Origin of the sequence: Tenacibaculum sp. AHE14PA (assembly GCF_019278465.1) — a bacterium.
Classification (GTDB): Bacteria; Bacteroidota; Bacteroidia; order Flavobacteriales; family Flavobacteriaceae; genus Polaribacter; species Polaribacter bernardetii.
The window spans coordinates 1,836,815-1,860,371 of the sequence record NZ_CP058983.1 but is presented as its reverse complement, the minus strand read 5'-3'; the positions used below and the strand labels follow the sequence as shown (position 1 = coordinate 1,860,371).

The 23,557-nt window shown below is 30.8% G+C and carries 20 protein-coding genes; 9 read left to right on the top strand and 11 right to left on the bottom strand.

Annotated features, from left to right (window positions below):
- Window positions 1-41 precede the first annotated feature (41 nt).
- The 3 genes from tig to clpX all read left to right on the top strand — a co-directional run bounded on the left by tig (window position 42) and on the right by clpX (window position 3,547).
- On the top strand, window positions 42-1,364 hold the full coding sequence (tig, locus tag H0I30_RS08500) for a trigger factor (RefSeq protein ID WP_218771439.1): 1,323 nt from the start codon (window positions 42-44) through the stop codon (window positions 1,362-1,364).
- 190 nt (window positions 1,365-1,554) lie between these two features.
- Window positions 1,555-2,214: an ATP-dependent Clp endopeptidase proteolytic subunit ClpP gene (clpP, locus tag H0I30_RS08495; RefSeq protein ID WP_218771438.1), complete on the top strand. Its 660-nt coding sequence runs from the start codon at window positions 1,555-1,557 to the stop codon at window positions 2,212-2,214.
- A gap of 94 nt (window positions 2,215-2,308) precedes the next feature.
- Window positions 2,309-3,547 (top strand): ATP-dependent Clp protease ATP-binding subunit ClpX, encoded by a 1,239-nt coding sequence (gene clpX, locus H0I30_RS08490; protein ID WP_218771437.1) that lies wholly within the window; start codon window positions 2,309-2,311, stop codon window positions 3,545-3,547.
- 114 nt (window positions 3,548-3,661) lie between these two features.
- Here the strand turns inward: clpX and H0I30_RS08485 are convergent, their stop codons facing one another.
- Complete coding sequence (locus tag H0I30_RS08485; RefSeq protein WP_218771436.1) at window positions 3,662-5,002, bottom strand: leucine-rich repeat domain-containing protein; 1,341 nt, start codon at window positions 5,000-5,002, stop codon at window positions 3,662-3,664.
- A 127-nt stretch (window positions 5,003-5,129) separates the two neighbouring features.
- Here H0I30_RS08485 and dnaG point away from each other — a divergent pair, with 127 nt between their 5' ends.
- On the top strand, window positions 5,130-7,136 hold the full coding sequence (gene dnaG / locus H0I30_RS08480; RefSeq protein ID WP_218771435.1) for a DNA primase: 2,007 nt from the start codon (window positions 5,130-5,132) through the stop codon (window positions 7,134-7,136).
- Window positions 7,137-7,340: 204 nt separating this feature from the next.
- On the opposite strand, the gene nadE is transcribed toward dnaG, so the two are convergent.
- Entirely contained in the window at window positions 7,341-8,129 is a 789-nt protein-coding gene (gene nadE / locus H0I30_RS08475) for an NAD(+) synthase (RefSeq protein ID WP_218771434.1), read from the bottom strand.
- A gap of 95 nt (window positions 8,130-8,224) precedes the next feature.
- Between nadE and gldB the strand changes: the two genes are divergently transcribed.
- A complete protein-coding gene (gene gldB, locus H0I30_RS08470) occupies window positions 8,225-9,187 on the top strand; it encodes a gliding motility lipoprotein GldB (RefSeq protein ID WP_218771433.1) in 963 nt (320 codons plus the stop codon).
- Window positions 9,187-9,522 carry a gliding motility protein GldC gene (gene gldC / locus H0I30_RS08465; protein ID WP_218771432.1) on the top strand — a complete coding sequence of 112 codons (336 nt, stop codon included), beginning with the start codon at window positions 9,187-9,189 and terminating at the stop codon, window positions 9,520-9,522. The genes gldB and gldC overlap by 1 nt, the downstream gene beginning before the upstream one ends.
- A gap of 31 nt (window positions 9,523-9,553) precedes the next feature.
- Here the strand turns inward: gldC and folK are convergent, their stop codons facing one another.
- The 6 genes from folK to H0I30_RS08435 form a co-directional block, all read right to left on the bottom strand.
- Window positions 9,554-10,684 carry a 2-amino-4-hydroxy-6-hydroxymethyldihydropteridine diphosphokinase gene (folK, locus tag H0I30_RS08460; protein WP_218771431.1) on the bottom strand — a complete coding sequence of 377 codons (1,131 nt, stop codon included), beginning with the start codon at window positions 10,682-10,684 and terminating at the stop codon, window positions 9,554-9,556.
- A 290-nt stretch (window positions 10,685-10,974) separates the two neighbouring features.
- The gene (locus tag H0I30_RS08455) at window positions 10,975-13,209 is read right to left on the bottom strand and encodes a polyribonucleotide nucleotidyltransferase (protein WP_218771430.1); all 2,235 of its coding nucleotides are present in this window, start codon (window positions 13,207-13,209) and stop codon (window positions 10,975-10,977) included.
- A 185-nt stretch (window positions 13,210-13,394) separates the two neighbouring features.
- Window positions 13,395-13,664, bottom strand: a complete 270-nt coding sequence (gene rpsO / locus H0I30_RS08450; RefSeq protein WP_218771429.1) for a 30S ribosomal protein S15 — start codon at window positions 13,662-13,664, stop codon at window positions 13,395-13,397.
- 151 nt (window positions 13,665-13,815) lie between these two features.
- Window positions 13,816-14,673 carry an acetyl-CoA carboxylase, carboxyltransferase subunit beta gene (accD, locus tag H0I30_RS08445; protein ID WP_218771428.1) on the bottom strand — a complete coding sequence of 286 codons (858 nt, stop codon included), beginning with the start codon at window positions 14,671-14,673 and terminating at the stop codon, window positions 13,816-13,818.
- A 160-nt stretch (window positions 14,674-14,833) separates the two neighbouring features.
- Window positions 14,834-15,901, bottom strand: coding sequence for a class II fructose-bisphosphate aldolase (fbaA, locus tag H0I30_RS08440; protein ID WP_218771427.1), 1,068 nt, complete (start codon window positions 15,899-15,901; stop codon window positions 14,834-14,836).
- Window positions 15,902-15,993: 92 nt separating this feature from the next.
- The gene (locus tag H0I30_RS08435) at window positions 15,994-18,444 is read right to left on the bottom strand and encodes a BamA/TamA family outer membrane protein (RefSeq protein ID WP_218771426.1); all 2,451 of its coding nucleotides are present in this window, start codon (window positions 18,442-18,444) and stop codon (window positions 15,994-15,996) included.
- 73 nt (window positions 18,445-18,517) lie between these two features.
- On the opposite strand from H0I30_RS08435, the gene H0I30_RS08430 reads away from it, so the two are divergent.
- A complete protein-coding gene (locus tag H0I30_RS08430) occupies window positions 18,518-19,252 on the top strand; it encodes an RNA methyltransferase (RefSeq protein WP_218771425.1) in 735 nt (244 codons plus the stop codon).
- On the opposite strand, the gene H0I30_RS08425 is transcribed toward H0I30_RS08430, so the two are convergent.
- From H0I30_RS08425 to H0I30_RS08415, 3 genes are read right to left on the bottom strand one after another with little or no spacing between them, the layout of a single operon-like run.
- Window positions 19,244-19,858, bottom strand: coding sequence for a deoxynucleoside kinase (locus tag H0I30_RS08425; protein ID WP_218771424.1), 615 nt, complete (start codon window positions 19,856-19,858; stop codon window positions 19,244-19,246). The two genes, H0I30_RS08430 and H0I30_RS08425, sit on opposite strands and share 9 nt — an antisense overlap.
- Before the next feature lie 56 nt (window positions 19,859-19,914).
- Window positions 19,915-20,595, bottom strand: a complete 681-nt coding sequence (locus H0I30_RS08420; protein WP_218771423.1) for a response regulator transcription factor — start codon at window positions 20,593-20,595, stop codon at window positions 19,915-19,917.
- Entirely contained in the window at window positions 20,588-22,186 is a 1,599-nt protein-coding gene (locus H0I30_RS08415; protein ID WP_218771422.1) for a sensor histidine kinase KdpD, read from the bottom strand. Before H0I30_RS08415 ends, H0I30_RS08420 begins: the two co-directional genes overlap by 8 nt.
- Window positions 22,187-22,308: 122 nt before the next feature.
- On the opposite strand from H0I30_RS08415, the gene H0I30_RS08410 reads away from it, so the two are divergent.
- Together H0I30_RS08410 and H0I30_RS08405 are read left to right on the top strand one after the other, a co-directional pair.
- Window positions 22,309-22,656: a hypothetical protein gene (locus H0I30_RS08410; RefSeq protein ID WP_218771421.1), complete on the top strand. Its 348-nt coding sequence runs from the start codon at window positions 22,309-22,311 to the stop codon at window positions 22,654-22,656.
- Window positions 22,657-22,658: 2 nt separating this feature from the next.
- Entirely contained in the window at window positions 22,659-23,489 is an 831-nt protein-coding gene (locus H0I30_RS08405; protein WP_218771420.1) for a GLPGLI family protein, read from the top strand.
- The last annotated feature ends 68 nt before the right edge of the window (window positions 23,490-23,557 follow it).

The following is a 23,557-nucleotide window of genomic DNA, read 5'->3' as shown; positions in this document are numbered from 1 at the left end:
AAACTAATTTTGCACCCGATTTTAAAGAAACAGATTTTAAGATGAATATTACAAAACAAAACGTAGATGCGTTAAACGCAGTTATAAAAGTTGATATAGTTGCTGAAGATTACCAAGCTACAGTAACAAAACAATTAGAAGATTACCGTAAAAAAGCAAACATTCCAGGATTTAGAAAAGGTCAAGTGCCAATGGGAATGGTTAAGAAGCAATACGGGAAATCAATAATGATTGATGAAGTAAACAAGCTTTTACAACAATCGTTAAATAAATATTTAGCAGAAGAAAAATTAGATATTTTAGGAAACCCATTACCAAGAGTAGAAGATAATTTTAACTGGGATGCAGAGAAGTTCTCTTTTGAATTCGAATTAGGATTAGCTCCTGAGTTTGATGTAAACTTAAAGCCTAAAAATAAGGTTACGCAATATAATATCATCGCAACGGATGAGTTATTAACTAAGGAAATTGAAAATATTCAAACTCGTTACGGTAAGATTTCACCTATTGATGCAGCTACAGAAGAAGCTAACATTACTGGTACGTTTGTAAACGAAGCTGAGGAGATTAATAAAAAATCAACAATTTCTGTAAAAGATATTAAAGGTAAAACAAACTTAAAGAAGTTTGTAGGTGCTAAAGTTGGTGATGTTTTAGAATTAAAAACAAAGAGTTTATTTGAAGATGAGCACAAATTGCAAGATGCTTTAGGTGTTGCTCACGAAGCGGTTCATGGTTTAGATGTTGCTGTTACTTTTACAATAGAAGAAGTTACAAAAATAGAAGCTGCAGAATTAGATAAAGAATTATTTGATAAACTATTTGCTGACGGAAGTGTAAGCACAGTATCTGAGTTAAAAGATAAAATTAAAGAAGATGCTGAAAAGCAATTTCAACAACAAGCAGATCAGCAATTATTAAATGCAATTACTGAAAACTTAGTAGAGAATACAAAATTTGAGTTGCCTACTGAATTTTTGCAAAAGTGGTTACAAACTGCAGGAGAAAAGCAATTAACTGCTGATGAAGCTGTAGCAGAATATAATAAATCTGAAAAAGGTTTACGTTACCAATTAATCGAAGGAAAGGTTATGAAAGATAACGATATTAAGATTGATTATAAAGAATTAGTGGATTATGCAAAAGGGTTTATCCGTTCGCAAATGGCACAGTTTGGTAACATGAATCCAGAAGAAAAAGAGTTAGACGATATCGCTGGTAGAGTATTACAAAACCAAGAAGAAGCTCAGAAATTACAATCTCAATTAATTAGCCAAAAATTATTAGGTTTCTATAAAGAGAATATGAGTTTTGATTCGAAAGAACTTTCTTACGAAGATTTCATCAAAGAAGTATATAAATAAATGTCATTGCGAGGAACGAAGCAATCTATTTATTAAAAACTAGATTGGTTGAATTAATTATGCCTCAGTAAAGATAAAAAACATAAGAAACCTGAATGTGAATTCAGGTTTTTTTAGCCATAAACGGTAACAATATACTAACGAAATAGTTCTTATATTTACACCATATAACCCAAAAAACATTTTTAAAATGGATTACGGAAAAGAATTTGAAAAATACGCAACAAAACACCACGGAATAAACAGTACATATTTAGGTAAAATAACAAGTAGTTTAACGCCATATATTATGGAAGAACGTCAGATGAATATTACCCAAATGGATGTTTTTTCTCGTTTAATGATGGATAGGATTATCTTTTTAGGTACAGGTGTTAACGACCAAGTAGCCAATGTAATTCAAGCACAATTATTGTTCTTAGAAAGTGTTGATGCTAGTAAAGATATTTCAATTTACATTAACTCTCCAGGTGGAGGCGTTTATGCAGGTTTAGGAATTTATGATACCATGCAATTTATAAAGCCAGATGTAGCAACAATATGTACAGGTATGGCAGCATCTATGGGAGCTGTTTTAATGTGTGCTGGTGCTAAAGGAAAGCGTTCAGCATTACCACACTCTCGTATTATGATTCACCAACCAATGGGAGGTGCGCAAGGGCAAGCGTCTGATATAGAAATTACAGCAAGAGAGATTTTAAAATTAAAAGATGAGTTGTATACTATCATTGCAAATCATTCAGGGCAAACAGTTGACAAAGTAAATAGAGACTCTGATCGTGATTATTGGATGAAAGCCGACGAAGCAAAAGCTTACGGAATGGTAGATGAAATTTTAACAAGAAAATAATACATTACTGTTATTACGAACAGAGTAACGTAATTTCTCTTTTAGAAAGAGATTACGTTGTAAAACTCGTTATGACGTTATAAAGTAACATAAAATGTCGAAAGAAGAAAACTTACAATGTTCCTTTTGTGGGCGTAAAAAGCCAGAAACTGATTTATTAATCGCTGGTATGGATGCCCATATTTGTGATAAATGTATAGAGCAAGCTCACGGTATTGTAGAGGAAGAAGTAACTGAAGCTAAAACAGATGGTTTATCGAAAGATTTAACATTAAAAAAGCCAAAAGAAATTAAAGCTTTTTTAGATCAGTATATAATCGGGCAAGACCAAACAAAAAGAGGAATGTCGGTAGCTGTATATAATCACTATAAGCGATTGTTACAAACTAAAGACGAAGAAGATGAGGTTGAAATAGAGAAGTCGAACATTATTTTAGTGGGTGAAACGGGTACCGGTAAAACATTGGTAGCACGTACAATTGCTAGAATGTTAAACGTACCTTTTTCTATTGTAGATGCTACAGTTTTAACACAGGCAGGATATGTTGGTGAAGATGTTGAAAGTATTTTAAGTCGCTTATTACAAGCCGCAGATTACGATGTAGAAAAAGCACAACGTGGTATTGTTTTTATCGATGAGATAGATAAAATAGCTCGTAAAGGGGATAATCCTTCAATTACTAGAGATGTATCTGGTGAAGGTGTTCAGCAAGCTTTATTAAAACTATTAGAAGGATCTGTAGTAAATGTAGCTCCTAAAGGAGGAAGAAAGCATCCAGACCAGAAGTTTATTGAGGTAGATACCAAGGAGATATTATTTATTGCAGGTGGTGCTTTTTCAGGAATTGATAGAATTATCAGCAAGCGTTTAAATATGCAAGCTGTAGGTTATAGCGCTTCAATTGATGAAGACAAGGTTGATGAAAGTAACTTGTTACAATACATTATTCCTTCTGATTTAAAATCATTTGGATTAATTCCAGAAATCATCGGTCGTTTGCCTGTATTAAGCTACATGAATCCTTTAGATGCAGAAACATTGCGAGCTATTTTAACCGAGCCTAAAAACTCTATTATTAAGCAATACACAAAGTTGTTTGCTATGGATGATGTTGAGTTTACCTTAACAGAAGAAGCATTAAATTATATCGTTGATAAAGCAATTGAATATAAACTAGGTGCTCGTGGATTACGTTCATTGTGTGAAGCTATTTTAACCGATGCAATGTTTGATATGCCAAGTTCAGATGAGAAGGAATTAAAGGTAACCAAAGAATATGCTGAATCTAAAGTAACAAAATCAGCTTTAAAGAAATTAAGAGCAGTTTCGTAATTTATGTTAAAAGCATATATTAGTACTATCATCAGAATTAATAATTATTGATAAAACAAAAAAAAGACCACATTTTAATAAATGTGGTCTTTTTTGTTTTAGGTAAAAGTATTTTTAGTGCGATATAATTTTACTGTGTTTCTTAATCCATTGATTAAGTTGTTCAGTAGTCAAATTATATTTTTGTTGTATTTCGCTTCTTTTATTTTGAATGTGTGTTGCATTTAAAACAGCGTATTCATATTCTTTAGCTACTGATTTTTGAAACTTCTCGTAATAACTTTTTGCAGTTTCTTGTGGTTGTGTAGTTTTAGGTTTAAGAGCAGAATCACCTAGTAAATTAATCCACTGCGTAAATTCTTCAGCATTTAAATTATACTTTTTTTGCACTTCTTCTTTTTTACTTTGTAAATAAGAAGGTGTTAAAATTGCTTTTTCATATTCTTCTACAGCCGATTTCTTAAATTTAGAATAATAAGCAACAGAATGTTTTTGTGGTAAGCCAACATCTGTACTTTTAACTACATTGTTATTAGAAACTAATAAGCTAGAGTATTTATTAATCCATTCAGTTAACTGAGCTGGATTTAAATTATATTGTTGTTGTAATTCGTCCTTTTTACTTTGTATATGAGCAGCTGTTAAAACTAATTTGTCATACTCAGTAACTACAGAAAGCTGAAACTTTTCATAATAATTAGAAGCTGTTTGTTTAGTAGTATTATTTTGTACAGGTAGAGCTTTTTTTACTACAGGTTGCGTTACCGTTGGTTTGCTTTTAGGTGTAGGAGTAGCTACGGTGGTAGTTTCTGTATAACCGGCATTGTTTGTATATGCAGCTGTTTCGTCTTTATACCATGCTTGTGGAATATTGTTTAGCTGTTTGTCATTTACAATAATAGCATCAATTTCATTACTAGTAGTGTCTAAACTTTCTAATTTCGTACACCCTTTAACATCTAAGTTGGTTAAACGATTAAAACTGCAATATAGGCTTTCAAGATTTTTGTTGTCTCCAAGAATAAGTTCTGTTAACTCATTATTATCACAACTCACATAAATTAACTCAACATTATTACGAAGGTCAAGACGCTCTATTTGGTTATCACTACAGTTTAAAAATGTAATAGAGGTACTTTTAGATAAATCTATTTTAGTAATATTATTACCAAAGCAATCGATACGTTTTAAATTAGGAAAACTTTCAAGACCTGTTAAATCTTTAATTTTCGAATGTACATTAGGTAAAAGTTTATTTGTTATCGGGTCGTTTACATTTAAGTTAACAACATGTCTTGCGTCACTAACCAAAATACTTCCGTTTAAACCGTTAGAGTCTATTCCTAAATCGATTAGACATTCTTCCAAACCAATATCAGGAATGATAATAGTTTCTTGTGCAACTACATTTAAAGTTAACAGTAATATAATATATAAAGATGTGAATTTTTTCATAAAAGGTAAATTTGTGGCAAAATTATATATTTATATGATTTAGACAAGTAAAAAGAGTAAGAGATTTCTGTATTAACATAAACGCATTTAAAACTAGTATATTTGCTAGCTGTATTTAAAGTCCTATATGATAACCCAACAAACCATAGAAAAAGTTTTTGAAGCCGCCCAAGTAGCCGAGGTGATAGGTGAATTTGTGCAATTAAAAAAATCAGGAAGTAGTTTTAAAGGCTTAAGTCCGTTTACAGATGAGAGAACTCCGTCTTTTATGGTATCGCCTGTAAAACAGATATGGAAAGATTTTAGTACAGGAAAAGGAGGGAACGCAGTTTCTTTTTTGATGGAACATGAGCATTACACGTATCCGGAGGCAATTAAATGGTTGGCTAAAAAATACAACATCGAAATTGAAGAAACCGAGCAGTCTGACGAGCAAAAAGAGCAGCTGAACGAAAGAGAAAGTATGTTTTTGGCATCTAAATTTGCTAAAGATTACTTTCACGATGTATTAATGAACAGCCAAAAGGGGCGTGCAATCGGATTGTCTTACTTTAAAGAAAGAGGTTTTAGAGAAGATATTATCGAAAAATTTGATTTAGGATATTGTAAGGATGAATGGACTAATTTTACTGATGTAGCATTAGCAAAGGGCTATGATTTAAAGTATTTAAAATCTACAGGTTTAACAATTGTAAAGGAAGGCGGGCCACAAATCAAAAAATTTGATCGTTTTAAAGGTCGTGTAATGTTTCCGATACACAGTATGTCGGGGCGTATTTTAGGTTTTGGAGGTAGAATACTTACCAACGATAAAAAAGCAGCAAAATATTTAAACTCTCCAGAGAGTGATATTTACCATAAAAGTAAAATTTTATACGGAATTTATCATGCAAAGAAAGAGATAGCAAAACAAGATAACTGTTATTTGGTAGAAGGATATACTGATGTTATTTCTTTTTATCAATCGGGAGTAGAAAATGTGGTTGCTTCTTCTGGTACTGCGCTTACTTCCGATCAAATTCGATTGGTAAATCGATTAACTAAAAATATTACCGTATTATTTGATGGCGATGCAGCCGGAATTAGAGCTTCTATTCGTGGTATCGATTTGATTCTTGAACAAGGAATGAATGTAAAAGTAGTTTCTTTTCCTGAAGGCGAAGATCCTGATAGTTTTGCAAAAGCACATTCTACAGAAGAATTAAAACAATATTTAGACGAAAAGTCACAAGACTTTATTGAGTTTAAAGTGTCTTTGTTAATGGAAGATGCAGCGAATGATCCTGTAAAAAAAGCAGGATTAATTCGTGATATTGTTACCAGTATTTCTAAAATTCCTGATGGCATTCAGCGAGAAGTATACGTGCAAGAATGTGCGCGTATTATGGATATTTCTGAACGTGTTTTGTTTAGCGAATTAGCACAGTTGATAAGTAAAGGATTAGCTAATTCTAATAAACAGAGTCAAGGTAGTAGTTCTTATCAACCGCAAGCGGAATATTCATCACAACAAGAAAAAGCTTCGTTAGGTCTTGTAAAAGGAGGAGGAAAAGGTCGTCAGAAAATTGATCAACTTAATATTTTAGAAAAAGAAATTATAAGAATATTGTTGTTGTACGGAAATGAAGTAATCGATTTTGTAAATTGGGTTGATGGCGTTGATGAAAAAGGTCGCCCAGTCATGGAAAAAGAAGAATATCAAAATACGGTTTCTAATGAGCTTTATTTAAATTTACAAGAAGATGAAATTGAGTTTGCCAACGAAATTTTTAAATTAACTTATTATCAATTAGTGCATCAGTTAAATCAAGATGAAAAAATTTCTATCGATCAATTAATAATGCATGAAAATCAAGAAATATCAAATTTAGTAACCAATATTTTAATGGATGAAGAAAAATATTCTTTAAGCGATTGGGAGCGAAAAGAGATTTTTGTGACAGAAACGGTAAAAATATTGCCTAAACTAGTTTCAGATGCTGTGTTAAATTTAAGAAGGGTTTTAATTGAAGAAAAAATTAAAGAGATAATGCACGAAGTACAAACGCAAAATGCAGTTCTCGATTTAGAAGAAATTTCTAATTACACCGATTTAAAAAAGCGATTATTCGAGAAACTTAACAGAGTGGTTTAGATATTAATATATAAGTGTTTCTCCTTTTTATAATATCATTTATTTTTAGTAATTTCGTTACGAAAAAAAGAAAAAGATATTATGAAAAAATTGCTAAATTTTTTTGAACTACTAAGGTTGATTTTACTGTTGCCGTTTAAAATTTCGAACGGACATAAAAAACATGCCTATCAAAAGATTAAACGACAAATGCTGTTGGTTAATTTACTTTAGGTTACTAGGTATTTCGCAAACAGGAATAGGGACCATTTTGTGCTGATTAATTCGATTAAGACGAGTGTATATTTTAAACACTTCTAGTTCTCTGTCAGAAAAATCAGCATTGGTTTTACCTTCGTTTTGCATTTGCATTGCCCATTCTAATTCATCATACGACGCACCTATTTGATCTTCGTCTGTTCTGCTGTCACCGAATAAACCATCTGTAGGTTGTGCTTTTTGAATTGATTGTGGCACTTCTAAATATGCAGCTAAGTCAAATACTTCAGATTTAACTAAATCTGCAATAGGACTTAAATCAACACCTCCATCACCATACTTGGTGTAAAAACCTACGCCAAAATCTTCTACTTTATTACCAGTTCCGGCTACTAATAATCCGTGTAAACCTGCAAAATAATACAAAGTAGTCATGCGTAAACGCGCACGTGTATTTGCTAAGGCTAAATCGGTTTTTGCTGATTTTTCAACTTTAGGAACCACGGTTTTAAAATCTTCAAAAGTACTGGTTAAATTTACTTCTGCTTCCGTAACATTGCTAAAACGTTCTTTTAATTGTTTAATATGTTCATTTGCCCTGTTTATTTGACTTTCTGCCTGATGAATTGGTAACTCGACACATAAAGTAGGTAAACCCGTTTTAGCACATAAAGTGGAGGTTACAGCACTATCTATACCACCAGAAACACCAACTACAAATCCGTTAACATCAGAATTTGTTGCGTATTCTTTTAGCCATTGTACAATATGTTCTGAAACTTTAGGTGTATTCATAATCAGATAGATTTTATAAAGGTTTATATAAAAAGGATATAAACTATTTTAGTAATTTCGACGTTGTAATGTTGAATGTAAATATACTAAAGTTCATGAGAAAAATTTTAGCACTTTGTGTTTTAGTTTCTGGTTTAATGTCTTGTAAAAAAGAGGCAGCTATTAATTTTAAAGTTGATGTTTCTAATATTGATGTTGTTGTAAATATAGATCGGTTTGATGTTGATTTTTATACAACGACTCCAAATAATTTAAATCAAACAAAAAAAAAATATCCGTTGTTGTTTCCGCCACAACCTGATAGTGTTTGGGTGAATAAAATAAATAACGAGGATGAAAGAGAATTGTTTAATGAAACTCAAAAAGTTTATAAAAGCATAGATACTTTAAAGGCTGAGTTAACATCACTTTTTAAGCATTTAAAATATTACAATCCGAAGTTTAAAAGCCCGAGAGTAATTACAATGTTAACAAATATCGACTATGATAATCGCATTGTATATGCCGATAGTTTATTGTTAATTTCTTTAGATGCTTATCTTGGGGAAAATCATCGGTTTTATAATGATTATCCGGTTTATGTAAAGCAAAACAATGATAAAAAACATATTATTGTAGATGTAGCAAAAGCAATCATAAATGCACAAGTGTTTTCGGGGAAACAAAGAAGTTTTATTGATAAGATAATTCAAAAAGGAAAAAGAATGTATTTGTTAGATACCTATTTACCTATGGTTTCTGATGATCAAAAAATAGGCTATTCTAAAGTTAAATATGATTGGGCAAAAAGTAATGAAGAACATATTTGGAAATATTTTATTGAAAAAGATATGTTGTATAGTACCAATAAAGAATTAGATAAACGCTTTATAGATATAGCCCCTTTTTCTAAGTTTTATATGGAGCAAGACAATCAATCCCCAGGTAGAATAGGGGAGTTTATTGGTTGGCAGATTGTACGTTCGTACATGCAAAAGAATGACGTATCTTTGCAAGAATTATTACAAAAAAACGAAGAGGAAATCTTCAAGAATTCAAAATATAAACCAAAGAAATAATGGCGATAGAGCACACTTCTAAAATAACATTTAAGGTAGGGTTAGACGAGAATAAAGTTCCTGAAGAAATTTCATGGAATGCCGAAGATGGCGGAATTGATAACGAACCTTCTAAGGCAATCATGTTATCGGTTTGGGATCATAAGAAAAAAGATACTTTGCGTATGGATCTTTGGACAAAAGACATGCCTGTTGATGAGATGAAGCAGTTTTATCATCAAACATTAGTGTCTATGGCAGCGTCATTTGAAAGAGCTACAGACGATGCTAAAATGGGGGCAACCATGCGAGATTTTTGTGATTACTTTGCAGAAAAATTAGAATTGAAAAAATAATAAAAAAAGCGAGCTATTAAGCTCGCTTTTTTTATACGGTATGGTTTTTTATTTTATTAATGATAAGGTCATAATCTTCAGTGTTGTTCACAAAATCTAAATCAGAAACATCTATAATTAAAATATTTAAATTGGGTTCTGTTTTTATAAAGTTGCTGTAACCATCGTGTATTTTTTGTAAATAACTAGCTTCTATATTTTGTTCGTAATCTCTTCCTCGCTTTTTAATGTTTTCTAATAAACGTTCTGTATTTTGATATAAATACACATATAAATCAGGTTTAGTGATTTCTTTGTACATTAAATCGAACATTTTACGGTATAATTTATACTCGTCTTTTTGCAAGGTAACTTGGGCAAAAATTAAAGATTTAAAAATGTAGTAATCAGAAACAATAAAGTTTTTAAATAAATCAAATTGTGCTAAATCATCTGTTAATTGCTGATATCTATCCGCCAAAAAACTCATTTCTAACGGAAAAGCATAACGCTCATTATCTTCATAAAATTTTGGTAAAAACGGATTATCAGCAAAACGTTCTAACACGATTTTTGCGTTAAATTCGTCAGACATCATATTAGCTAATGATGTTTTTCCTGCTCCAATATTTCCTTCTATAGCAATGTAATTATATTTTTCGGTAATAGGAGTTGGTCTTTTTAATTGCTCTTTAACAAGTGTGATTTCTGAATTGTCTATACAATTTTCTAAACAAATATATAAATGCTTTTTTTCTATTGGATGAATGGTATTTCTAGCAATTTCTACTAAAGGAACCAATACAAACTTTCGATCTAACATCCGCGGATGCGGTACAATAAGATTTTTAGAGAAAATAATTTCATCTTCAAATAAAATAATATCGATATCAATAATTCTGTCTGCATAACCTCCTGTATCTTTCCTAGTTCTTCCTAATTCGCTCTCTATTGCAAGCAGACTTTTAATTAAGCTTTCGGGTGGCAAATAAGTAGAAACTTTAATACAGGTATTGTAAAAGTCGGCACCATCAAAACCTAATGAAGGTGTTTTATATACGGAAGCAATTTTAAGGACAGCACCAATTTTATCAGCAATTATATTAATTGCATTCTGAATGTTTTCGAGCTTATCACCTTTATTGGTTCCTATTGATAAATATGTTATTCGTTGTATTTTCATGTGTAGATTGCAAAGAAAAATAAAACTAGAACAACATAAGTAAAAAAACATGCTTTTTTTATTTTAAATAAGGTAGGGTAAAGCTCATTAGATTTGTTTTATATATGGATTTCTTTATAGAGTATAGTTTTTATTATGATTATTGGGGAATGGTCAAAAACAAAACTCTTGAAATATTGCTAGTTTTAGTGTTTTTTTTAGATGTTTATAACTCTAAGATCTCCCTGTTAATAAGGTAACAAAAAAGGCAACCATATGGTTGCCTTTTTTTAATTTTATAGGAAAGATTTTTACTCTTCTTTTCTAGGTTCTCTTGGTTTTCTGTCATCACGCCCGCGGTTATCTCTGCTTCTGTTATCACGTCCGCCAGAACGTTTATCATCTCTTGGTGGTCTTGCAACAAAACCTTCTGGTTTTGGTAACAATGCTTTACGAGAAACTTTTTCTTTACGAGTTCTTGGATCCTGACCGAAATACTTCACATCAAAAATATCACCCATATTTACTACATCAGTAACGTTTTCTGTACGTTCCCAAGCTAATTCACTAACGTGTAATAAAACTTCGTTTCCTGGAGCATCCATATATTCTACAACTGCACCAAAATCTAACATTTTAATTACTTTAACCTGGTAAGCACTACCTACTGTTGGCTTGAAAAGCATAGACTCGATACGAGTAATAACTTCTTCTATTCCTGCAGGATCAGTTCCTAAGATTTCAATAATTCCTTCTTCAGTTACAGCGTCTTCAGTAATTACAATTGTAGTTCCTGTTTCTTTCTGTAATTCTTGAATATGTTTACCTCCTGGTCCAATAAATGCACCAATCATATCATTAGGAATACGTCTGTTAATCATTTTAGGAGCGTGCTCTTTAACTTCTTCGTTTGCTGAAGCAATCGTGTCAGTTAATTTCTCTAAAATATGTAAACGACCGTCACGAGCTTGTTTTAGTGCATTCACTAAAATTTCGTAACCTAAACCTTTTACTTTAATATCCATTTGACATGCAGTAATTCCTTCCGAAGTCCCCGTTACTTTAAAGTCCATATCACCTAAGTGATCTTCGTCACCTAAAATATCAGATAAAACTGCGTAACGATCACCATCAGAAATTAATCCCATAGCAATACCAGAAACTGGTCTTGTCATTTTAACACCCGCATCCATTAATGCCATCGTACCAGCACAAACTGTAGCCATAGAAGAAGAACCGTTAGATTCTAATACTTCAGATACTACTCTTACTGTATAAGGACAATCGTCTGGAATCATTCCTTTTAATCCACGTTGCGCTAAGTTACCATGACCAACTTCTCTACGAGACGTTCCTCTTAATGGTCTTGCTTCACCTGTACAAAAAGGAGGGAAGTTATAATGTAAATAGAAATTCTCTTCACCTTCGTAAGATGGCATGTCTATTTTATTTGCATCTCTTGATGTTCCTAAAGTAACAGTTGCTAATGCTTGCGTTTCTCCACGAGTAAAAATTGATGAACCGTGTGTAGAAGGTAAATAATCTACCTCACACCAAATTGGTCTAATTTCATCAGTCTTACGACCGTCTAAACGTAATCCTTCAGCTAAAGTTAATTCACGAACAGCAGCTTTTTGAGATTTATTGAAATATTTTCCAACTAAATCACCATAATCTGCTAATTCTTCTTCAGTAAAAGCAGCTTTTACTTCTTCTTTTACTTCAGCAAAAGCAGCAGAACGCTCTGCCTTAGACGTTCCTTTTTTAGCGATAGCATAACACTTATCGTATGCAAGGTCATTTATTTTTGCAGCAACTTCTTCGTCTTCTCTTTCTCCTTCGTATTCTCTTGTTTCTTTCTTACCGAAAGCTTCTGCTAAACGTACTTGAGCAGCACACTGAATCTTAATAGATTCATGAGCAAATTTAATTGCATCTGCCATTTCTTCTTCAGAAATCTCATCCATTTCACCTTCAACCATCATTACAGAATCAGCTGATGCTCCAATCATCATATCGATGTCAGATTCTGCTAATTGTGCTCTGTTTGGGTTGATTACAAATTCCCCATTTACTCTAGCAACACGTGCTTCAGAAATTGGGCATTCGAAAGGGAAATCTGATAATTGAATAGCTGCTGATGCTGCTAAACCTGCTAATGCATCTGGCATAACATCTTCATCATGAGACATTAATTGGATCATTACTTGTACTTCTGAATGGTAATCTTTTGGGAATAATGGACGTAAAACACGGTCTACAAGACGCATTGTTAATACTTCACCATCACTTGGTCTAGCTTCTCTTTTAAAGAAACCACCTGGATAACGACCGGCAGCTGCAAACTTCTCTCTATAATCTACCGTTAATGGCAAGAAATCAACTGTTCCTGCCTTGTAGCTAGATACTACAGTACATAACAACATTGCTTTTCCCATTTGAACAACAACCGAACCATGGGCTTGTTTTGCTAACTTACCCGTTTCTAATGAGATGGTTCTTCCATCTCCAAGGTCAATGACCTCTCTAAATACTTTTGGAATCATAAATTTTAATTCTAAATTTTTAAATTGTTTGTTGTTGTGTTGTTATTGTTTGTTGTTGCAATGGAAATTCAAAATTGTTGTTAAAAATCTTGAGTTTTTTATATAAATTTCTATTAGTTAGATAGAAATGAACTTTTTTTAAAATAAAAAAGAGGCACGTTTATAGAGCCTCTTTTTTGTGAGAATTATTTTCTAATTCCTAATTCTACGATAATCGCACGATATCTGTTGATTTCTGTTTTCTTTAAGTAATCTAGTAAACTTCTACGCTTACCTACCATCTTTACTAATGAACGCTCTGTATTAAAATCTTTACGATTTCTTTTTAAGTGCTCAGTTAAGTGGTTGATTCTAAATGTGAACAATGCAATTTGTCCTTCCGAAGTACCAGTATCAGCTTTACCTTTACCGTGTTTTTCGAATAATCCTTCTTTTACTTCTTTTGTTAAATACATTCCAATATTATTTAAATGATTTTTATGTACACCAATAATGTTTTTATTGATGCTGCAAATGTACAAATATTTTTTTATTTGAAATGTATAGAAATGAGTGTTTTTAAGCAGGATGAAAACAAAAAAAAAGCTAGCGTTAGCTAGCTTTTTTTTATGCTCTTATAGGTTGATTCTGAATCAAGTCTATATATAAATTTACTTGTTTTTTTAGATTTTTACGTTCGTAAATCCCGTCTAAGAAACCATGTTCTAATACAAATTCAGATCGTTGAAAACCTTCAGGTAATTCTTTACCTGTTGTGTCTTTTACAACACGTGGCCCCGCAAATGCAATTAAAGCATTAGGTTCAGCAATATTAATATCACCCAACATTGCAAATGAAGCTGTTGTTCCTCCAGTAGTTGGATCGGTACATAATGATATGTACGGAATTTTAGCATCTGCTAATTGTGCCAATTTAGCTGATGTTTTTACTAATTGCATTAAAGATAATGATGCTTCCATCATACGTGCTCCTCCAGATTTTGAAATCATTAAAAAAGGAAGTTCATTTTTTATAGCATAATCAATAGCTCTTGCTATTTTTTCTCCTACAACACTACCCATAGATCCACCGATAAAAGCAAAATCCATAGAAGCAATAACGATATTGTTTCCGTAAGATTTACCTACAGCTGTACGAACAGCATCTTTTAAACCAGTTTTCTTTTGTGCCGCTTTTAAGCGATCTGGATATTTTTTAGTGTCTTCAAATTTTAAAGGATCTTTTGATGTTAAAGTTGTATTTAATTCAACAAAATTATTGTCATCAAAAAAAAGTTCGAAATACTCATGACTTCCAATACGAACATGGTATCCATCTTCTGGACTTACATATAAGTTTTTCTTTAGTTCATCAGTATCTATTACTTTACCACTAGGTGTTTTATACCACAAGCCTTTAGGCGTGTCTTTTTTCTCTTCGGTTGGGGTTTGAATCCCTTTGTCTGTACGTTTAAACCAAGCCATAGTTTAGTTTATATTTTGTTGTTTGTTTTTGGTTAACTCTTTATATTTTAAGAAAAGAGCTGACGACAAATGTAAATGATTTTTGTGAACTTTACTTTTGATAAATAAAAAAAAAGCACTTAGATTATTCTAAGTGCTTGTTTTTTAGAAGTTATGAATACTATAAAGTGTTTACATTATTTAAATCTTCAAATGCTTTTTTAAGACGTGTCTTAAATGTTAACTCGCCTTCTCTTAGCCATTTACGAGGGTCGTAGTGTTTTTTATTAGGTTTGTCAGCTCCATCAGGATTACCAATTTGAGTAGCCAAGTATTCTTTTTTATCTAAAACATAATCACGTACACCTTCGGTAAAGGCATACTGTAAATCAGTATCAATATTCATTTTTATAACTCCGTAACCAATTGCTTCTCTTATTTCTTCTAAAGTAGAACCTGATCCGCCATGAAAAACAAAATCAATTGTATTATGAGGAACATCATACTTTTTTGAAATATATTCTTGAGAGTTCTTTAAAATTTTCGGTGTTAATTTCACATTACCCGGCTTGTAAACTCCATGAACATTACCAAAAGCAGCAGCGATTGTAAATTGATCGCTTACTTTCATTAATTCTTCATAAGCAAAGGCAACTTCCTCTGGCTGTGTGTATAACTTAGAAACATCAACATCAGAATTATCTACGCCATCTTCTTCACCACCAGTTATTCCTAACTCAATTTCTAAAGTCATACCTATTTTACTCATACGAGCTAGGTATTTTTTACAAATTTCAATATTTTCCTCAATAGGTTCTTCAGATAAATCTATCATATGAGAACTATAAAGAGATTTTCCTGTTTCTTTATAAAACTGCTCACTTGCATCTAATAAACCATCAATCCAAGGTAATAATTTTTTAGCAGCATGATCTGTATGTAATATTACAGGAATTCCATAAGCTTCAGCTAATAAGTGCACATGTTTTGCTCCTGCAACAGCCCCAGCAATAGCAGCTTTTTCATTTTCGTTTGATAAACCTTTACCTGCATTAAATTGAGCTCCACCATTAGAAAACTGAATTATTACTGGTGAGTTTAATTCTTTTGCAGTTTCTAAAACAGTGTTTACGGTATTAGAACCTACAACATTTACAGCAGGTAATGCAAAATTTTTATCTTTAGCTAATTGAAATATTGCTTGAACTTCTTTACCGGTAGCAACACCAGCCTTAATAGTATGAGCCATTTTATTTGTTTTTAGTTGTGTTTAGCGCATCAAAAATAAGAAATTTTCAACGTATTAATAAGAAATAACAGCAAGTGAATTGATAATAAAAATTAAAAAGGGTAATTAATTCCTATATTTAATACAGAGCTAGAGAAATCGAAGTTCTTAAACCACTTATTATTCTCTAAATAAGGTTCATGTACTTTAAAGCCTAAATCTAATCGTGCTATTAAAAACTTAAAATCATAACGAAGTCCGAAACCAGAACCAACCGCCATATTAGTTAAAGATTTTATATTTTTAAACTTAGTACTTTCTTCAGTGAATTGAGAATTAGTAATGTCCCAAATATTTCCTGCATCAACAAATAAAGCTCCTTTTAAAGAACCTAATACATTAAATCGATATTCAAAACTCGATAAAAATTTTAAACTACCAATATTATATTCTAATCCTGGTTTTCTAGTTCCTGGTCCTAAATCATATGTTCTCCAAGCTCTAATATCGTTTGACCCTCCTGCAAAATAACTACGAGAAAATGGAATGTTAGATTTGTCGTAGGTTATAATTGCTCCTAAAAAAGTTCGATGTGCTAAAACAGTGTTGTTACCAAGATTCCAATATTTCTTATATTCTATATCTGTTTTAAAATATTGAGCAATAGGAATTTTAAAAACTGTTCTTTGCCCTCTGTCGTTTGTTTCGTTTGATAATAAACCCATAATGTTTCCTGAATTGGCAATTCTTAGCTTTAGAAAAGAAAAGTTTGCGTCTTTAGCATTTTCTTGGTTATTATACGTGTAACTATAAGCTATTTCAGGAATTAAAAAATCAGAAGTAATTATGTTGTAGCGATTAAAAATATTAAGGTTGTTTTGATATTCTGCAGGATTTGTGACTGCAAAAGAATTATCTTGGGCAACGTTTCTAATAAACTGAAGAATATCTGCAGAGTTACTAGAATTGTTAGCAGGCAGCGTGTATGCAGCTGTAGCGTCATCTACAGTTTTTAATTTAGAGTATTCTGAAGCATATATATTAAAATAATTATCAATATTTAAGTTTCGGATATATTGTGTATTAAAAAATTCTAACTGAATTGTTTTCTGTTCATTGTATTTCCATTTATAATCAATACCCACAGAAATATTTTGATTATCAAGACCTATATTTTTTTGAATACCACCACCCACAAAAAACTTTGTTCTAGGAAACATTTTTTTAGGCACAAGTTTATGTAACCCAAAAGGAGCCATAAAACGAGGTACTTCTAAAGAAAGATCAGCACCAACTTCCCAACCAGGTCCGTTATTTGAATTAAAGTAAGATCCGAAAGTCGATAGTTTAAAAATTTCAGCACCTTTAAAAGTATTTCTGTTTGTAACTGAAAACTTTAAAGAAACATCAAAATTTCTAATATTAGATCGAGAAAGTTCAGTATCTAAACCTAAAGTGTATTTTTCAATCGGAGTTAAAAAAACATCCGCTTCTAATTCATGATCATTTAATTCATTATAACGAATAGAAGTAGCTTTAAAGTTCTTTAACCCTCTTAAATGTGTACGTGTTAAATTTCTAGAAACATCATCATAAACGGTGTTAGGTTTAATAAATAACGATTGTGATAAGAACTTAGGATTGTATTTTAATTTTTTATGTGCATAAAAATTAATACCTTCATAGGAAGCAGAATCTTTATGAACGGAATTTCTTTCGTTATAAGTGTAATCGGTGTAGACGTTTATTTTTTTTATTTTTTGAATTTTAAAAGGAACAACTCTATCAGAAATGTTAATATCAACATCTGCTTTTTGATAGTTTTTTAGGGTGTCTATTTCAAAAGAAATATAATTTTCATTAAAATGGAATACTCCTTTATTTCTAAATAAATTAACTAATCGATTTGCCTCTTTAATAAAATTACCATCCTTGTATTGGTCTCCTGATTTAAGAAAACTTTTTTCTTTTAAGTCTTTATATATTACATCAAGAACAGGAGAAGATATTTTTGTGCTAATTGTGTCTAAAAAAGAAGGTTTACCTTTTGATATATTATAAGATATGGCTCCCTTTTTATTACCTACAGAATCTTTTTGAGAAGAAACACGCGAACGGAAATAACCTTCGGTTTGAAAATAAGCATTTAAATTGGCTACTGTTTTTCTTGTTTTTTTATCATTAATAACAACAGGAGCTTCACCACTATTTAAAAACCAATTATTAAAGCCAATAAAGCTTTTAGCAACAGAGATACTTTGCTTTTCAGAAAAAGCACTTTTTAAGAAGGAATATGTTTTTGGTTTTTGTTTACCCCATTGTGTAGGCGTTTGTGGGCCTTCTGGGTTTCCTAAGTTGTAAAAATATAGCGATAAGGGGATGCCTAAAGCTTTCGCGTTAGGTCGTTGTATAAGTAATTCAGTAATGTTTTCGTCTGAGTTTTTTTCACTATCAACATAAATAGTGTTTTTTGTTAGTAATAACTCATTTTCTTTTACATATTTTATCGTATTACACGAACTGAATAAGACTACTAATAAAAAGAAGAAAGAAAGTTTTTTCATTAACTTTACGCCTCGTATTTTAAAGATCAAAAATACTAATTTTTAGTGGTTATAATGTGTTAAAAAAGATTTAATGAGTTTATCTAAAAGCAACCTGAAGTTAATAACAAGTTTACAGCAAAAAAAGTATCGCCAAAAGCATAAATTATTTGTAGCGGAGGGAATAAAGGTTGTAAAAGAATTATTAAACTCTTCTTTAGAAGCTTCGCATATTTTTACGGTAGATGAATCTTTTGTTGTTACGAATGAAATAGTGTGTACTGTTATATCAGATAATGAATTAAAAAAAATTAGCACTTTAAAAAATCCGAATAAAGTTTTAGGGTTATTTAAAATACCCGAAGCAAAGCAAACTAATGAAACAGGATTAATAATTGCTTTAGATGAAGTGAATGATCCTGGTAATTTAGGAACCATTATTCGATTATGCGATTGGTTTGGAGTATCAGAGCTTGTTTGCTCTAAAAACACGGTGGATTGTTATAATCAGAAAGTAGTGCAATCTACCATGGGTTCTTTAACGAGAGTGAATGTTTCTTATGTTGATTTACCTGATTTTTTATCTAGTACACAATTGCCAACTTACACGGCAGATATGGACGGAAATAATGTGTACAAAGCATCGTTGCCAGAAAAAGCTGTTTTAGTAATGGGGAATGAAGCAAACGGAATTTCAGCAGAAATATCAGCAATTGTAAAGCACAAATTAACCATTCCTAGGTTTGGTGAAATTCAACAAACAGAAAGTTTAAATGTTGCTACAGCAACTGCTATTTTATTAAGCGAGTTTAAAAGAGGTTTAGAATAATCCGTTAATTTGAGCGTCTATTCTATCGATAATAGAACCTAAATCTTCTTGATTTTTAACGAAATCTAAATTATCAACATCTATAATTAATAGTTTTCCTTTGGTGTATTTACTAATCCAAGCTTCGTAACGTTCGTTTAATCGACTTAAATAATCGATGCTAATAGAGTTTTCATACTCTCTACCACGTTTGTGAATTTGTCCTACAAGTGTAGAAATATCGGCACGTAAATAAATTAATAAATCTGGCGGAGTTACCAAATTTTCCATTAATTCAAATAAAGAAGAGTAATTGCTATAATCACGATTTGTCATTAAACCCATTGCATGTAAGTTGGGTGCAAAAATGTGAGCATCTTCATAGATTGTTCTATCTTGAATAATTTTTTTACCAGATTGTCTTAATTCTAAAACCTGACGAAAACGGCTGTTTAAAAAGAAAACTTGCAGATTAAAAGACCAACGTTCCATCTCAGCATAAAAATCATCTAAATAAGGATTTTCATCTACCGATTCGAAATGTGGATCCCAATTATAATGTTTTGCTAATAATTGTGTTAATGTTGTTTTACCTGCGCCTATATTTCCGGCAATTGCTACATGCATATTTTTAGATATTTCAAGATGGTAAAATTACATAAAAAAAGGGATTTCAAAAGGTTTTAGCACATCAATTTATATCCGTATCCTCGTACATTTACAATTTGAATATTTTCATCGTGTTTTAATTTCTTACGTAATTTAGAAATAAATACATCCATACTGCGTGCGTTAAAAAAATCGTCATTACCCCATAATTTTTTCAATATAAAAGAACGATCTAATATTTCGTTTTTCTTTTGATAAAGATGAAATAACAATTCAGATTCTCGGTGGGTTAGTAATTCAGGTTCTGAATTAAAAAATAAAGTTTGTTTGCTGTGATTAAAAATGAAGTTACCAATTCTTAATTTATCAGAAGTTGTTTTTAACTGAGTTCTATTTAATAAAGAATGAACACGAACAATAAGTTCTTCCATAGAGAAAGGTTTTTTCAAATAATCGTTGCCTCCATGTTCAAAACCTTCTAAAACATCTTTCGTTTGTGATTTAGCTGTTAAAAAAATAATAGGAATATGTTTGTTTTCTAAACGGATTTCTTTGGCTAAAGTAAAACCATCTTTTTTTGGCATCATAACATCTAAAACCAACACATCTGGCAGCTCTTTTTTATATAAACTAAAGGCCTGTTCGCCGTCTTGGGCATGAAAGACTTCAAAATCTCTCGTTTCTAAACTTTCTTTTATAATTTGCCCTAAACTAGGCTCGTCTTCTGCTAACAATAATTTTATTTTTTTACTCATTTGGCAACGTAATTTTAAAAGTAGTTTCTTTTGAATTTGAAGTTAAAGAAAGGAAGCCGTTGTGTTTTTCTATGATTTTTTTAGAATAATATAAGCCAATTCCAAAACCTTTTACGTCGTGTGTGTTTCCTTTCGGAACTCGATAAAATTTTTCGAATATTTTTTCTTGTTGATTTTTCTCAATCCCTATTCCATTGTCAGTAATCGAAATTTCGATATTGCTTGGTACAAATACTATATTTATTTGTATCGTATCTCCTCCATATTTTATGGCATTGTCGATAAGGTTAGAAACTGCATTTTCAAGATGAAATACATCTATTTCTGTAGTTAATGTAGCAATATTTGTTGAGAAATAAATGTTTTTATCAATCAATATTTGCTGTTGCTTTTGGGATATTTTCTCAACTAAATCAATAATATTTATCGGCTCCTTTTGCAACATTAAATTCTCACTATCTAAAGTGGCTGTTTCTAATAATTTCTCTACCATTTGATGTAGTTTTTTAAGTTGAACCGAAGAAATAGAAAGGTATTTTTTAGTTTTCTCTTTATCGTCAATCATATTAAAATTATCAATAGCTTCAATAGCAGTAGAAATTGTTGTAATGGGCGTTTTAAACTCGTGCGTAATGTTGCTTATTAGATCGTTTTTAATTTCAGCTAATTCTTTTTGTTGATTGATGACCTTTAATAAATAGAATAAGCTAGAAATTACAGCAAGCGATAATAGTAGGGACAAAATGATGCCTGTAGAGCTTCTTTTTAAAGCCTCGTATGTTGGGTTTTTATAATAGAGGTTAAATTTTTCATCAGCTTTTAAATAGGTAGATTTTGATTCAGCTTTAAGAAACGATTTTGTCGTGTTGGTTTTGTTGCTGTAAAAAAGTGTGTCTTTTTTTAAGTGATTAAAATAATATTTAGTGTTAATTCCTTTACTAATAAGTTCTTTTGATAGAATCGAATCAATATTTTTATAATTTATAGTGTCGTTTTGTATCGCTATAAAAATAGTTTGTAACCCTTTTATCAATTTTAAACTATCAGTTGCTTTTTTGCCTAAGAAAAGTTTAACTTTTTCATCTTCACTTTTATGAAATTTTATTGTTTTTTTTCTTTTTTTTGACTTTAAGTAAATGTTATTTGATATTATAATTGAATCATTTTGTTGTTTAGAAGTTTCGTCTTTAAAAATGGATTCTATAAAAGAAGAATCCATTTTTTTAAAATCGGTTTCATCAGTATTTATTTCAATAGATGTTATTTTAAATGAAAGACTGTCTTTTTTCTGCTCTAATTTCTTGTTTTTTTTAATGCCAGATTTTTTGAATATGTTTTTCCAAATTTCATCTTTCTTTAATTCGTCTGATAGAGTAAGTTTTTCTGGTTCTACAATTGCAAAATGATTCTTTTTAGAAAGGTTTACGTAGTAAGCTTCAATTGAATTGTCTAAACTTAGTTGAATTTCATTTAAAACACGCTGTTTATTTTGTTCATAATTTTTATAGTTCCAATACAACTGTACACTAACGGTGGTTAGTATTGTTATAATGATAAAATATAAAATCCAACGATGTTTTTTGTTTTCCATGTTTCAAAGATAAGTAGTTAGCTGTAATTACAATAACGGCTTAACACTTGTTAACATTGGTTAACTTAAAGTAAGTATTAATCTGTTCATATTTGTAGTATAGAATTTAAAAGATAACTAACATGAAAAAAATTATTACCATATTATTAATTAGTCTCTCTAGCATTATATATTCTCAAGAAGATAATACAGCAACAGCAGAGATAAAAGAAAGTAACATAACAACATTAGTGTTTACTGTTGATTCTATTAAAGAGTTAAAAAATATCAATTGGGATGATGTAAAAGAAATATTTAACGAAAATACAGATAAAGAAGAAAAAGTAATTTTAGGTTTTAAGGTTAAGAATAACAAAAAGGACTCCAGTTTAAAATACAAACATAGTTTTCAGGTAGAGGGAAAATTGTCTGATTTAAATGAAACAATTAAAGTAGTAAAGAAAACAATTAAAATATTAGAAAATTTATAAAAATGAAAAAAGCAATAGCTATAATAACACTGTTTTTAAGTATCTCAATTTATGCACAAGGTTTTCAAGGAAAAGCAACTTATAAAACGCATAGAAAGGTAGATTTTAAAATGAAAGATAAAAAAGGAAATAATTCAGATTTTCAAAAACAATTACAAGCACAATTGTTAAAACAATTTCAAAAAACATATACATTAAATTTTAGCAAAACAGAATCTACTTATAAACAAAATGCAGCATTATCTGCTCCACAGGCTCAAAACGGAGTAAGCATTAAAATTATGGGTAATGGTGGTGGAACCGATGTTTTATATAAAAATATTGCTGATAAACGATTTGTAAATAAAACTGAAATTAGTGGGAAGCGTTTTCTTATTAAAGACAAACTATCTGATTTTGATTGGGAAATGACAACCGAGACCAAAAACATAGGTAATTATACTTGTTATAAAGCAACAAAGAAAAGAGAAGAAAAAAGAACTTCTTTTTCTATGACTGATGGAGAAAGAGAAGAGAAAAAAGAAAAAGTAACCATAGAAACTGTTGCTTGGTATACACCACAAGTGGCAGTAAGTAACGGTCCTGGGAGTTTTTGGGGATTGCCAGGGTTGATTTTAGAAATTCAAGACGGAAAACAAACAATAGTTTGTACAGAGATTGTTATGAACCCATCAGATAAAGTTCAGATTAAAGAACCATCAAAAGGAAAAAAAGTTACTCAGAAAAAATTTGATAAAATAATGGAAAAGCATTCTAAAGAAATGATGGAACGTTTTAAAAGTAAGCGTAAAAGTAAAGATGGCAATTCATTTAGCATAGAAATACAGGGTTAAAATTAAACCTTTTCAGTTTTGTTAAGTCTAACACTTAATTACAATTAAGAGTTATAAAATTAAAAAGC

Bases quoted from the DNA above. Each gene is read 5' to 3' on its own strand.
- tig (WP_218771439.1), top strand. From the start codon at position 42: ATGAATATTACAAAACAAAACGTAGATGCGTTAAACGCAGTTATAAAA.
- clpP (WP_218771438.1), top strand. From the start codon at position 1,555: ATGGATTACGGAAAAGAATTTGAAAAATACGCAACAAAACACCACGGA.
- clpX (WP_218771437.1), top strand. From the start codon at position 2,309: ATGTCGAAAGAAGAAAACTTACAATGTTCCTTTTGTGGGCGTAAAAAG.
- H0I30_RS08485 (WP_218771436.1), bottom strand. From the start codon at position 5,002: ATGAAAAAATTCACATCTTTATATATTATATTACTGTTAACTTTAAAT.
- dnaG (WP_218771435.1), top strand. From the start codon at position 5,130: ATGATAACCCAACAAACCATAGAAAAAGTTTTTGAAGCCGCCCAAGTA.
- nadE (WP_218771434.1), bottom strand. From the start codon at position 8,129: ATGAATACACCTAAAGTTTCAGAACATATTGTACAATGGCTAAAAGAA.
- gldB (WP_218771433.1), top strand. From the start codon at position 8,225: ATGAGAAAAATTTTAGCACTTTGTGTTTTAGTTTCTGGTTTAATGTCT.
- gldC (WP_218771432.1), top strand. From the start codon at position 9,187: ATGGCGATAGAGCACACTTCTAAAATAACATTTAAGGTAGGGTTAGAC.
- folK (WP_218771431.1), bottom strand. From the start codon at position 10,684: ATGAAAATACAACGAATAACATATTTATCAATAGGAACCAATAAAGGT.
- H0I30_RS08455 (WP_218771430.1), bottom strand. From the start codon at position 13,209: ATGATTCCAAAAGTATTTAGAGAGGTCATTGACCTTGGAGATGGAAGA.
- rpsO (WP_218771429.1), bottom strand. From the start codon at position 13,664: ATGTATTTAACAAAAGAAGTAAAAGAAGGATTATTCGAAAAACACGGT.
- accD (WP_218771428.1), bottom strand. From the start codon at position 14,673: ATGGCTTGGTTTAAACGTACAGACAAAGGGATTCAAACCCCAACCGAA.
- fbaA (WP_218771427.1), bottom strand. From the start codon at position 15,901: ATGGCTCATACTATTAAGGCTGGTGTTGCTACCGGTAAAGAAGTTCAA.
- H0I30_RS08435 (WP_218771426.1), bottom strand. From the start codon at position 18,444: ATGAAAAAACTTTCTTTCTTCTTTTTATTAGTAGTCTTATTCAGTTCG.
- H0I30_RS08430 (WP_218771425.1), top strand. From the start codon at position 18,518: ATGAGTTTATCTAAAAGCAACCTGAAGTTAATAACAAGTTTACAGCAA.
- H0I30_RS08425 (WP_218771424.1), bottom strand. From the start codon at position 19,858: ATGCATGTAGCAATTGCCGGAAATATAGGCGCAGGTAAAACAACATTA.
- H0I30_RS08420 (WP_218771423.1), bottom strand. From the start codon at position 20,595: ATGAGTAAAAAAATAAAATTATTGTTAGCAGAAGACGAGCCTAGTTTA.
- H0I30_RS08415 (WP_218771422.1), bottom strand. From the start codon at position 22,186: ATGGAAAACAAAAAACATCGTTGGATTTTATATTTTATCATTATAACA.
- H0I30_RS08410 (WP_218771421.1), top strand. From the start codon at position 22,309: ATGAAAAAAATTATTACCATATTATTAATTAGTCTCTCTAGCATTATA.
- H0I30_RS08405 (WP_218771420.1), top strand. From the start codon at position 22,659: ATGAAAAAAGCAATAGCTATAATAACACTGTTTTTAAGTATCTCAATT.